The organism is Faecalibacterium sp. An122, assembly GCF_002160895.1.
Taxonomy (GTDB): Bacteria; Bacillota; Clostridia; order Oscillospirales; family Ruminococcaceae; genus Faecalibacterium.
Genome location: NZ_NFLL01000012.1, coordinates 1 through 12,569 on the forward strand (window position 1 = coordinate 1; position 12,569 = coordinate 12,569).

The 12,569-nt window shown below is 62.3% G+C and carries 9 protein-coding genes; 4 read left to right on the forward strand and 5 right to left on the reverse strand.

Annotated elements, in window-relative coordinates:
- The 4 genes from B5E67_RS08850 to ilvB form a co-directional block, all read right to left on the reverse strand.
- Window positions 1–913 (reverse strand): dihydroxy-acid dehydratase (locus tag B5E67_RS08850; protein ID WP_204246541.1); only part of this gene is annotated, 913 nt, incomplete at its 3' end.
- 74 nt (window positions 914–987) lie between these two features.
- Entirely contained in the window at window positions 988–2,007 is a 1,020-nt protein-coding gene (gene ilvC, locus B5E67_RS08855) for a ketol-acid reductoisomerase (protein ID WP_087247581.1), read from the reverse strand.
- An 89-nt stretch (window positions 2,008–2,096) separates the two neighbouring features.
- Window positions 2,097–2,666, reverse strand: a complete 570-nt coding sequence (gene ilvN, locus B5E67_RS08860; protein WP_087247583.1) for an acetolactate synthase small subunit — start codon at window positions 2,664–2,666, stop codon at window positions 2,097–2,099.
- 13 nt (window positions 2,667–2,679) lie between these two features.
- Window positions 2,680–4,344, reverse strand: a complete 1,665-nt coding sequence (ilvB, locus tag B5E67_RS08865; protein ID WP_087384783.1) for a biosynthetic-type acetolactate synthase large subunit — start codon at window positions 4,342–4,344, stop codon at window positions 2,680–2,682.
- A gap of 628 nt (window positions 4,345–4,972) precedes the next feature.
- Between ilvB and B5E67_RS08870 the strand changes: the two genes are divergently transcribed.
- Window positions 4,973–6,190 (forward strand): ATP-binding protein, encoded by a 1,218-nt coding sequence (locus B5E67_RS08870; RefSeq protein WP_087247588.1) that lies wholly within the window; start codon window positions 4,973–4,975, stop codon window positions 6,188–6,190.
- 81 nt (window positions 6,191–6,271) lie between these two features.
- Here the strand turns inward: B5E67_RS08870 and B5E67_RS08875 are convergent, their stop codons facing one another.
- Complete coding sequence (locus B5E67_RS08875; protein WP_087384785.1) at window positions 6,272–7,801, reverse strand: GGDEF domain-containing protein; 1,530 nt, start codon at window positions 7,799–7,801, stop codon at window positions 6,272–6,274.
- A gap of 470 nt (window positions 7,802–8,271) precedes the next feature.
- Here B5E67_RS08875 and B5E67_RS08880 point away from each other — a divergent pair, with 470 nt between their 5' ends.
- The 3 genes from B5E67_RS08880 (at window position 8,272) to B5E67_RS08890 (ending at window position 12,514) form a co-directional block, all read left to right on the forward strand.
- The gene (locus B5E67_RS08880) at window positions 8,272–8,724 is read left to right on the forward strand and encodes a MarR family winged helix-turn-helix transcriptional regulator (protein WP_158098865.1); all 453 of its coding nucleotides are present in this window, start codon (window positions 8,272–8,274) and stop codon (window positions 8,722–8,724) included.
- A 120-nt stretch (window positions 8,725–8,844) separates the two neighbouring features.
- The gene (locus B5E67_RS08885; RefSeq protein WP_087384876.1) at window positions 8,845–10,608 is read left to right on the forward strand and encodes an ABC transporter ATP-binding protein; all 1,764 of its coding nucleotides are present in this window, start codon (window positions 8,845–8,847) and stop codon (window positions 10,606–10,608) included.
- A complete protein-coding gene (locus B5E67_RS08890; RefSeq protein ID WP_087248589.1) occupies window positions 10,598–12,514 on the forward strand; it encodes an ABC transporter ATP-binding protein in 1,917 nt (638 codons plus the stop codon). Before B5E67_RS08885 ends, B5E67_RS08890 begins: the two co-directional genes overlap by 11 nt.
- The last annotated feature ends 55 nt before the right edge of the window (window positions 12,515–12,569 follow it).

A 12,569-nucleotide genomic window follows, 5' to 3' on the forward strand; every position in this document is an offset into this window, starting at 1 on the left:
GGGCCAGGTGGCACAGGTTGGGGGTGCGGGCCGAAATCTCATTGAACATCTTCAGGTCGATGGGCACCCCTGCCTCGTGGGCGATGGCCAGCAGGTGCAGCACCGTATTGGTGGAGCAGCCCAGAGCCATATCGCAGGTCAGGGCGTTGCGCAGGGACCGCTCGTTGATGATCTGGCGGGCGGTAATGTTCTTGCGCACCAGCTCCATCACCGCCATGCCGGCGTGCTTGGCCAGCTGCAGGCGCTTGGAGTACACCGCCGGAATGGTGCCGTTGCCGGGCAGGGCGATGCCCACCGCCTCACACAGGCAGTTCATGCTGTTGGCGGTATACATACCCGAGCAGCTGCCGCAGCTGGGGCAGCAATTGCAGGTGCAGTCCTCCAGCTGGTCGTCCGAGATCATGCCCGCCTTATAGGCGCCCACCGCCTCGAACATCTTGGACAGGCTGACCTCCTCGCCGCCGTAGCTGCCCGCCAGCATGGGGCCGCCCGAGCAGACCACCGCCGGCACGTCCAGGCGGACGGCGGCCATCACCATGCCGGGAACGATCTTGTCGCAGTTGGGCACCAGCACCAGGCCGTCCAGCTGGTGGGCCTGGCACATGGTCTCGACGCTGTCGCAGATCAGCTCACGGCTGGGCAGGCTGTATTTCATGCCCACGTGGCCCATGGCGATGCCGTCGCACACGCCGATAGCCGGCATCAGGATGGGGGTGCCGCCGGCCATCTGGACGCCGGCCTTGACCGCATCCGCGATCTTGTCCAGGTTCATGTGGCCCGGCACAATCTCGCTGTAGGCCGACACCACGCCGATCAGGGGGCGGTCCAGCTCTTCGGGGGTATAGCCCAGGGCATAAAACAGGCTGCGGTTGGGCGCCCGCTCCGAACCCTTCTTCACATTATCGCTTCTCATGGGGTGTATCTCCCTTCTGCCAAATCAAAAAACCGGTCCCGGCGTCGCCACCGGGGCCGGAAAGAAACAGTCTCTTACTTCTTCAGCCAGCTCATCATGCTGCGCAGCTCAGAGCCAACCTTCTCGATGGGGTGCTCGGCCTCCATGCGGCGCTGGGCCAGGAAGTGGACCTTGCGGCCGCCCTTGTCGCTCATCTCGGTCAGGAACTCGGAAGCAAAGGTGCCGTCCTGGATCTCGGTCAGGACCTTCTTCATCTCCTTGCGGGTCTCCTCGGTGATGAGGCGCTTGCCGGTGCGGTAGTCGCCGTACTCGGCGGTGTTGGAGATGGAGTAGCGCATCTTGGAGAAGCCGCCCTCGTTGATCAGGTCGACGATCAGCTTCATCTCGTGGCAGGTCTCAAAGTAGGCCATCTCGGGGGCGTAGCCGGCCTCCACCAGGGTGTCGAAACCGGCGTGGATCAGCTCGCAGACGCCGCCGCACAGGACAGCCTGCTCACCGAACAGGTCGGTCTCAGTCTCCTCACGGAAGGTGGTCTCCAGAATGCCGGCGCGGCCTGCGCCGATGCCGGAAGCATAAGCCAGGGCGATCTCCTTGGCCTTGCCGGTGTAGTCCTGCTCCACGCAGATCAGAGAGGGGCAGCCCTCGCCCTCGGTGTACAGGCGGCGGACAATGTGGCCGGGGCCCTTGGGGGCGATCATGATGACGTCCACGTTCTTGGGAGGAGTGATGGTCTTGAAGTGGATGTTGAAGCCGTGGGCAAAGGCCAGGGCCTTGCCCTCGGTCATGTAGGGAGCCACCTGCTTATAGTAAATGTCGGCGCACAGCTCATCGGGCACCAGCATCATGACCACGTCGCCGGCCTTGGCGGCGTCCTCAACCTCCATCACCTGGAAGTTGGGGTGATTGGCGGCAAACTCGGATGCCTTGGCCCAGTGGCTCGAACCCTTGCGCAGGCCCACCACCACGTTCACGCCGCTCTCGGCCAGGTTCTCGGAATGTGCATGGCCCTGGCTGCCGAAGCCGATGATGGCAACGGTCTTGCCGTCCAGAACACCCAGGTTGCAGTCGCTGTCGTAATACTTCTTGATTGCCATAATCGTTGTCTCCTTTTACTGTTTCTCGTTTCAGAATGCCAGAAGATCTATTTCTCTCCGTCCCCCTCTCGAGGAGCGAAAAACCAATGTTATTTGGGGCAGCTCTGGCCCGGCAGCGGGAACTGGACCGCCCGGATTTCCTGGGGCGGCTTCTGCATCCGCTGGTGCATCCCGCCCCGCTCCATGGCCGTCACGCCGGTGCGGCACTGCTCCAGAATGGTGTAGCCCTCGAACATCCGCAGGAAGGCGTCTACCTTGTCGGGCTTGCCGGTCAGCTCAAAGACCATGCTGTCGGGGGACAGGTCGATGATTTTCGCCTTGTAAATGCTGGCGATCTCCCGCAGCTCGGCCCGGTTGACCACGGTGGCCGCCACCTTCAGCAGCAGCAGCTCCCGCTGGAGGGCCTTGCGATCGTCCAGCACAAACACCTGGCGGGTCACCTCCAGACGCTCGGTCTGGAGCAAAAGCTGATTGAGGCGGTTTTCATCGCCGTACACCGTGACGGTGATGCGGCTGATGGTGGGGTCGTTGGTGGCCGAGACGGTCAGGCTCTCGATATTGAAGCCGCGGCGGGTGAACAGGCTGGACACCCGTGCCAGAACGCCGGTCTGGTTATCCACCAGCAGGCTGACCACCTTGCGCTGTTCCGTATGTTCCATGCTGGTCCCTCCTTTATTCCATCATAATATCCCGGATGTCTCCGCCGCCCGGAATCATGGGCAGCACCTTTTCGTCCTTGCCGATCATGCATTCGATCCAGGTGGGGCCGTCGTTCTTGAGGGCCTCAGCGAATGCGGCCTGGAACTGGGCCAGGTTTTCGCAGTGGTAGCCCTTGAGGCCGAAGCCCTCGGCCAGCTTGACGAAATTGGTGTGGCGGTGGGGGTCGGTCTGGGAGTAGCGCTTGCCGTAGAAGGCGGTCTGCCACTGGCGGACCATGCCCAGAACCTGGTTGTTGAAGATGACGGTGATGATGGGCAGGTTGTAGCTGACGGCGGTGCAGGCCTCGTTGAGGTTCATATGGAAGGAGCCGTCGCCGGTGAGCATCACCACCCGCTGGTCCCGGCCCAGAGCCATCTGGGCGCCGATGGCGGCGCCGTAGCCGAAGCCCATGGTGCCCAGGCCGCCGCTGGTGATGAAGCCGCGGCTCTTGGTGTGGCGCAGGTACTGGGCGGCCCACATCTGGTGCTGGCCCACGTCGGTGACGTAGACGGCCTCGGGGCCGCACTGGCTGCAGATCTCGCCGATGACCTGATGGGGCATCAGGCGGCTGGGGTCGGACACCGGGTGGTAATCGTGGGCCTGCCAGTCATGGATCTGGGCCATCCACTCGGGGTGCTGGGCCTCCTTGATCTTGGGGAGCATGGCCTGCAGGATATAGGCTGCGTCGCCCACCACCGACAGGTCCACCTGCACGTTCTTGTTGACCTCGCTGGGGTCGATGTCGATCTGGATGATGGTGGCCTTCTTGGCGAAGGTGCTGGGCTTGAGGGCCACCCGGTCGGAAAAGCGGGTGCCGATGGCCACCACCACGTCCGCCTCGCTGACCGCCCGGTTGGCGGTGTAGCAGCCGTGCATGCCGATCATGCCCAGGCTCAGAGGATCGCCGTAGGGCACCACGCCGGCGCCCATCAGGGTGTAGGTGGCGGGGATGCCGGCCTTATGGATCAGGTCCCGCAGGGGCTGGCAGCTGGCCGCGCTGCGGACGCCGCCGCCGAAGTAGACCAGGGGCCGCTCGGCGCCATTGATGAGGTCCGCCGCCCAGGAGACTTCCTTTTCATCAAAGGTGGTGACGGTGCGGATGGGCTCGGGCTGCTTGGGGGTGAACTCGCACTTGTTGGCGGTGACGTCCTTGGGGATATCCACCAGGACGGGGCCCTTGCGGCCGCTCTGGGCGATGCGGAAGGCCGCCCGCATGGTGTCGGCCAGGTCCTCCACCCGGCGGACGGTGAAGTTGTGCTTGGTGATGGGCATGGTGATGCCCTCGATGTAGGCCTCCTGGAAGCTGTCGCGGCCCAGCAGGTCGGTGGAGACGTTGCCGGTGAAGGCCACCATGGGGATACTGTCCATATAGGCGGTGGCGATACCGGTGACCAGGTTGGTGGCGCCCGGACCGCTGGTGGCCAGCACCACGCCGGTGCGCCCGGTGGCCCGGGCGTAGCCGTCCGCCGCATGGGACGCGCCCTGCTCGTGGGCGGTCAGCACATGGGTGATCCGGTCTGCATTTTTATACAGTTCGTCGTATAGGTTCAGCACTGCGCCCCCAGGGTAGCCGAAAATGGTATCGACGCCCTGCTCGCAGAGGACCTCGACGAAAATTTGAGAACCGTTGAGCAGCATGTTTTTCCCTCCTCTTTACTCCTAACCAAAGCCAACGTCCAGGGGCCGGCCGCGATAAATAAAAAAGCCCTCGTCCCCTGTTGCCCAAGAGACAAAGACCTTAATACGTAAGTTCTCTGCGGTACCACTCTCGTTGACACGGCGTTGGCCGCGCCCTCTCACGGGCCTCACTTCCCCTCTGGTTCCGATAAGGCCCTGCACGATAACGGGTGCACCCGGCACTGCTTACGGGACCCGCGACGGGCTGCTCAGCAGGCTGCTCCGGGAGGACTTGGCGCGCGGGCCGCCGGCCGCCTTGCACCGTCCGGCGGCTCTCTGAGCAGCAAATCTCCCGCGGGTTACTTGTTCCCATCCACGCATTTTTGTTGTTTGTGTTGAAATTTACTATACTAGAAAAAGGGCGTCTTGTCAATCAATATATTTTGCAACGCGATTCGTCTTTCACATGAAAATAATTCACTGTGCTAAATTCCCCCGCACCGCTCCAAAACCCAGTCTCCGGGCCGAAAAACCGGTTTTCTCCGCCTCTGTGGCCTCCGGCCGCCGGGCTGGACTTTTCCCCTGCCCTGCACTATACTTAGAAGGTATATATACCATTTCCACTGTTTGATGCGAGGGGGATATTCCAATGAAAATACAGGATCTCAGCGCGCGGCTGGGAGGGTTGGCGGTCTTTCGCGGGCTGCTGGAAGACCCTGTGATTGCGGCCTACGCGCATTTTGTCCAGGCCCTGGCCGACGGGGCGGGCCGCGGTGCGGTATGCCAGGCGGCGGGGCAGTTTGAGGCGCTGCTGTTCGGGGCCGACACCGACGATTTCAGCGAGTATCTGACGGCGGCGGTGCTGGAATGCGAAAACATCTGCGCCCGCCGGGCGGCCCGGGGCGCTTTGTCCCCGGCCCTGGAAAAGGCCCTGGACAGCGAGCTGCACTTTCTGGAGGAGCTGTCGGGGCTGGGCCTGGACCAGCTGCTGCTGGCCGCCGGCCTGACCCCGGCCCAGCGGGAAGAACTGGCCTTCCTGCCCCGGTGGACCGCCCATCCCACCGGCCTGGCGGCCAGCTACGAGGCCCGTCTGTCCGAGATGGGCCGGCTGGGATACGGCATGTTTGCCCGCCACCACGTCTTTACATTGAATGAGGAGGGCAGGCTGACCCCGGTGCGGCATCCCGATCCCCAGCGGCTGGCCGACCTGCCCGGCTACGAGCGGGAGCGGGAAAAGATCCTGGCCAACACCAAGGCCCTGCTGGCGGGCCTGCCGGCCAACAACGTCCTTCTGTACGGCGACGCCGGCACCGGCAAGTCCAGCGCGGTGAAAGCCATCGTCAACGAGTACGCCCCCGAGGGACTGCGTCTGGTGGAGGTGAAGAAAAACCAGCTCTACCTGCTGCCCGACCTGATGGACCAGCTGGCGGCCAACCCGCTCAAGTTCATCCTGTTCATCGACGACCTGAGCTTTGCCTCCAACGACGACAATTTCGCCGCCCTCAAGGCCATTCTGGAGGGCAGCGCCGGAGGCCGGGCCGCCAACATTGCGGTGTACGCCACCTCCAACCGCCGCCATCTGGTGAAGGAAACCATGACCGACCGCACCGGCGACGACATCCACGAGGCCGACACCCGCCAGGAAATGATGAGCCTGTCGGCCCGGTTTGGTCTGGTGGTCACCTTCCAGCGGCCCGACAAGGCCCTCTACAGCCAGATTCTGCTGGAGCTGGCCCGTCAGTATCAGCTGACCATCCCGGAACAGCAGCTGGTCACCATGGGCGAGGCCTTCGCCATCCGGGCCGGCGGCCGCAGCCCCCGGGCCGCCAAGCAGTTCATCGAACAGTGCCGCGCCGGGGTGGTCTGAGCCGCCCGCTCCCATCCATATAAAACAAAAATCCGCACGCTCTCCGGTTCAGTCCGGGGAACGGCGGATTTTTTGTTTGGGTCAGGATTCTTCGGGGGTCTCGATGAGGGGGGCCACGGCGTAGCGGCCTTTGCCAGCCCGCTTGGCCTGATAGAGGGCCTTGTCGGCGGCGGCGTACAGGTCCGGATAGGAGGTGCCGCCGGTACAGACCGCAATGCCGATGCTGCAGGCCACCGGCAGGTCCTGGCTGGCCCACCGGATGTTGGTGACCTCCTGAATCAGCCGGGCGGCGTAATCCTCCGCCGCCTGGACCTCATTGGACAGGTCCAGGATGGCCCCGAACTCATCCCCGCCCAGCCGTCCCACGCGGGTGCGGCCGGGGGCCAGGCTATTCATCAGCTCGCCCAGCTGCACCAGCACATAGTCCCCGCACAGGTGCCCATAGGTGTCGTTGATGTTCTTGAAGTCGTCCATGTCCAGCACCAGCATCCCCAGCCGCTCGCCCGGGCCCATCTCATGGAGCCGGCGGGCCGCATAGCTCTCCAGGGCGGTCTTGTTGAGGGTCTTGGTGAAGTTGTCCATCAGCAGCTCTTTCTGCAGCTCGATGATCCGGCTTTTCTGGTCCATGATGTCGAACAGCAGGCCCACACCCAGCACCGGATTGCCGTCCCCGTCGCACTGAAGGGCCAGCTGCAGCTCGAACCACCGCTGTTCCCCGGTTTTCACCGGCAGGAACAGGTCTTTTTTCTGATAGGCCAGCCTGCGGCGGGCGTTCTTCATGCACTGGAAAATCTCGTCCTTCTGGCGCCGCTTGAGGGAGGGGGCGTTCTCGATGTATTCCTTGATGTTCTCGATCCGCTGGGGACCGTTGAAAATCTCCTTCCAGGCGTGGGTGAACCGCACCACGTCGGTGCGGATGTCCCACTCAAAGGCGATGAGCCGCCCTTTCTGGAGCAGCAGCTCATACTGTTCGTTGGTCAGGAGGAATTTTTCCTCGTTTTCCTCCAGGGTCCGGTTCATGCTCTCGATCTCGCTCTGCTGCAGCAGCTCCACCCGGATATGCTCGATCCGGGCAAAGTAGATCACAAAGCTCACCAGGGCCACCAGCGCATAATTGAACACCGCCTCGGCGTCCCCCAGGGTGGACAAAAACAGCATCAGGGTCCCATAGCTCAGAGCCAGATTGACCACCGCGTACAGCGGCTCCACCATGGGCAGGGCCGCAAAGGCCACCAGGGCGGTCACCGTCCCGATTTTGCCGATGGAAATGGAACGGCTGATGTCGTAGATCCCGAACAGGGTCTGCCACACCACCAGCAGGCTGGCCAGCACCATCTGCATCCGGTAGTTCTCCTCCACCGGCTGGTCCTTCATCAGCCAGCCCCCCGCCAGGAACACCGCCGACAGCGCCAGCAGCGCCGCATAAAATCCAAAGTAAATCCGATTGTTCAGGGTGCCCAGGCCCACATGGTTCCACAGCAGCACCCGCGCTATATTGACGATCTGGGTCACAATCCCGTAAATCCCCAGCAAACGCATCAGGTTCCAGTTGAACCGGACCGCTTTGTTCACAAACCGGGTCCGAATCCGGGGTTCCAGATAGCGGCTCATCCCGTTTCCTCCTGTTCTGTCGTATGGGCGGCAGCCCCTCCCTGCCCCCTGCTATGTAATTACAGTTACCATTCTTATTATAACAAACCCCAAAACCGTTTGTCGAGAGTCATTCTTTTTTTATGGATAAAAATACATCACTTTTCCCGGGGGCAAAAACCTGTCCCCTTCACCTGTTTCCTCCCAGCGTATGCAGCCCGCCGCCCGGGGGTGCATACGGCCGCCTTTTCGCCGGAACACCGGGGCGGAAGAGGGTTTTTCCGGCGCGGGGACGCGGCTTTTGTTGCAGAGCGAACGGCTCCGTCATTTGTGACAAATTTAACAGAGAATTTTTGTGCAAGAGTATATGTGAAAAAAAGGTGAAAGTTCTATGGACCATTCTTGACAATCCTAAGAAAAGCCGCTAATCTGTTGTTCGTAAGCGAACTATAAAACAGGGCTTTTCCGGCCCGAAAGGGGGTGGGATCAAATTGGAAAAAGACTGCGGTGCTCTGGTCAACCTGGTGTCGCGCAAGGTCAAACGGAGGCTGAACGTCACCCTCCAGGGTCTTGGCATCACCGCCATCCAAAGCCGGGTCATCTACTATATCCTGGTCCACTGCCAGCAGGGGCCGGTGTTCCAGCGGGACATCGAACAGGTGTTCGGCATGAGCCGCTCCACCGCCACCGGCATCCTGCAGCAGCTGGAAAAGAAGGATATCATCCGGCGGGAGAGCGTTTCCACCGATGCCAGGCTGAAAAGCCTGGTGCCCACCGAGCGGGCCGCCGAGCTGGACGCTCAGGTCCGCGCCTGCCTGCGGCAGACCGATGCGGTTTTGACCCGCGGGCTGTCGGAGGGGCAGGTGCAGCTGTTCAAGGAGATTGCGGCCGCCATGGCCCAGAACCTGGAACAGGCCGAGGACGTCCCGCCCGCCGAGCCGTGACCGGCGTTGATCCGGCTTGCAACAATCCGGCTCTGAACAGTTCGTACAGGAACAAAGGGATGGCGCTGCGGCGCCGTCCCCCACACTATTTTAAGGAGGAATCCACGAGGAATGACTCACATCATCAAGACCTTGTCTCACTCGATCCGTGAGTACAAGAAAACCTCGATCCTGACCCCTCTGCTGGTCACGGTGGAGGTGATTCTGGAGTGTGCGATCCCCTTTGTGATCGCCAACCTGGTCAACCAGATGCAGGCCGGCTGCTCCATGGACGTCATCGTGCGGTACGGTGTGTCCCTGCTGGTCATGGCGGTGGTGTCCCTGATCTTCGGCGCCGCCGCCGGCGCCACCTGCGCCAACGCCTCCGCCGGCTTTGGCCGCAACCTGCGCAAGGATATGTTCTACAAGATCCAGGACTATTCCTTTGAAAACATCGACAAGTTCTCGGTGTCCAGCCTGGTCACCCGTCTGACCACCGACATCACCAACGTCCAGATGGCCTACATGCTGATCATCCGCGTGGCCATCCGCTGCCCCCTGATGCTGGTGTTCTCCTTCGTCATGGGCTTTGTGATGGGCGGCCGTCTGGCCGTGATCTTCCTGTTCACCATCCCGGTGCTGCTGATCGCCCTGCTGCTGGTCATCCGGGCCGCCACCCCCCTGTTCCGCCGGGTGTTCCGCAAGTACGACGCCCTGAACGACTCGGTACAGGAAAACGTCCAGGCCATGCGGGTGGTCAAGAGCTACGTCCGTGAGGACTACGAGAAGAAAAAGTTTGCCGCTGCCGCCGAGGACGTCCAGAAGGACTTCACCAAGGCCGAGCGGATCATGGCCCTGAACGGACCCATGATGCAGTTCTGCATCTACGTGGGCATGGTGTTCGTCATGTCCTACGGCTCCTACACCGTCATCACCACCCAGGGCCTGGACCTGAACGTGGGCCAGATGTCCTCCATGCTGACCTACAGCTTCCAGATCCTGATGAGCCTGATGATGCTGTCCATGGTGTTCGCCATGATCACCATGTCCCAGGAATCGGCCGAGCGTATCGTGGAGGTGCTGGACGAGGAGAGCACCCTCCACAGCCCCGAAAACGCCCTGACCGAGGTGAAGGACGGCTCCATCGACTTTGACCACGTCAGCTTCAAGTATTCCAAGAAGGCCGAGCGCTTCGCTCTGTCCGACATCGACCTGCACATCAAGTCGGGCGAGGTCATCGGCATTCTGGGCGGCACCGGCTCGTCCAAGTCCAGCCTGATCCAGCTGATCCCCCGTCTGTACGACGTCACCGAGGGCAGCGTCAAGGTGGGCGGCGTGGACGTCCGCAAGTACGACCTGGAAACCCTGCGCAACCAGGTGGCCGTGGTGCTGCAGAAGAACGTCCTGTTCTCGGGCACCATCAAGGACAACCTGCGCTGGGGCAACCCCAACGCCACCGACGCCGAGATGGAGGAGGCCTGCCGCCTGGCCCAGGCCGACGAATTCATCCAGCTGTTCCCCGACAAGTACGACACCTGGATTGAGCAGGGCGGCTCCAACGTGTCGGGCGGCCAGAAGCAGCGCCTGTGCATCGCCCGTGCCCTGCTGAAGAAGCCCAAGATCCTGATTCTGGACGACTCCACCTCCGCCGTGGATACCCGCACCGACGCGCTGATCCGCCAGGGCTTCCGGGAGTTCATCCCCGAGACCACCAAGATCATCATCGCCCAGCGTGTGGCCAGCGTCCAGGACGCCGACCGCATCATCATGATGGAGGGCGGCCGCATCACCGCCATCGGCTCCCACGAGGAACTGATGCAGACCAATGCGGTCTACCGCGATATCTATACATCCCAGAACCGTGCATCGCAGAATCCGGCAGGAGGTGACAAGGATGCCGAATAACACCACCAGCACCGGGCGCGGCAAGCGCGCCCCCAAGGGCGTCGCTGCCCGCCTGATCCGCACCATCTTTTCGTTCTATCCGGTCCTGCTGCCCATCACCCTGTGCTGCATCCTGGTCAACGCCATCGTCAGCTCGCTGCCCTCGGTGTTCATGCAGAACGCCATCGCCGTGGTGGAGGCCACCTACCGCACCGGCGACTGGGCCTCGGCTTCGGGCACCATCTTCCGCCTGCTGACCATCCTGGTGTCCATGTATGTGGTCAGCCTGGCCGCCAGCTTTGCCTTCAACCAGCTGATGGCCATCATCACCCAGGGCACCCTGGCCAAACTCCGCGAAAAGATGTTTGACCACATGCAGGACCTGCCCATCCGCTATTTCGACACCCACAGCCACGGCGATATCATGAGTTTCTACACCAACGATATCGACACCCTGCGCCAGCTCATCAGCCAGAGCCTGCCCCAGCTGATGATTTCGGGCGTCACCCTGCTGAGCGTCTTCTGCATCATGATCTACTACAGCATCTGGCTGGCCCTGGTGGTGCTGTTCGGCGTCATCATCATGTTCTTCACCGCCCGCTACGTCAGCGGCCACTCCTCCAGCTACTTCCTCCAGCAGCAGATCACCATCGCCAAAACCGAGGGCTTCATGGAGGAGATGATGAGCGGCCAGAAGGTCATCAAGGTCTTCTGCCACGAGGACGGCGCCAAGGCCGACTTTGACAAGGTCAACGACGAGCTGTTCGAGAACAGCGAAAAGGCCAACCGCTACGCCAACATCCTGATGCCCCTGCTGGCCAACATGGGCAACGTGACCTACGTTCTGGTGGCCCTGGTGGGCGGCAGCCTGCTGCTGTGGGGCACCCCCAACCTGAGCCTGTCGGGCATGGCCCTGAGCATCAGCATCGTGGTGCCCTTCCTGAACATGACCAAGCAGTTCGCCGGCGCCATCGGCCAGGTGTCCAACCAGGTGAACATGGTGGTCATGGGCCTGGCCGGCGCCCACCGGATCTTTGCCCTGCTGGACGAGGAGCCCGAGGTGGACGAGGGCTACGTCACCCTGGTGAACGCCCGCGAGAAAGAGGACGGCACCCTGGAGGAATACCCCGAGCGGACCAACGTCTGGGCCTGGAAGCATCCCCACCACGACGGCACCATCACCTACACCCGCCTGCAGGGCGACGTGCGGTTCTATGACGTGGACTTCGGCTATGTGCCCGAAAAGACCGTCCTGCACGACATCTCCCTGTACGCCAAGCCGGGCCAGAAGGTGGCCTTTGTGGGCTCCACCGGCGCCGGCAAGACCACCATCACCAACCTGATCAACCGGTTCTACGACATCCAGGACGGCAAGATCCGTTACGACGGCATCAACATCCGCAAGATCAAGAAGGCCGACCTGCGCCACTCCCTGGGCATCGTGCTGCAGGACACCAACCTGTTCACCGGCACCGTCATGGAGAACATCCGCTACGGCAACCTGGACGCCCACGACGAGGAGTGCATCGCCGCCGCCAAGCTGGCGGGTGCGGATGACTTCATCCGCCGCCTGCCCGACGGCTACAACACCATGCTGACCGGCAACGGCGCCAACCTGTCCCAGGGCCAGCGCCAGCTGCTGGCCATTGCCCGGGCCGCCGTGGCGGACCCCCCGGTCATGATCATGGACGAGGCCACCAGCTCCATCGACACCCACACCGAGGCCATTGTCCAGCGCGGCATGGACGCCCTGATGAGCGGCCGTACCACCTTCGTCATCGCCCACCGTCTGTCCACCGTCCAGAACGCCGACGCCATCATGGTGCTGGACCATGGCCGGATCATCGAGCGCGGCACCCACGAACAGCTGATCGCCCTCAAGGGCACCTACTACCAGCTGTACACCGGCGCTCTGGAACTGGACTAATTCTCCTGTACAGGCATCCATATTCCCAAAGTCAAAGCGGCGTTTCCCGCAGCCT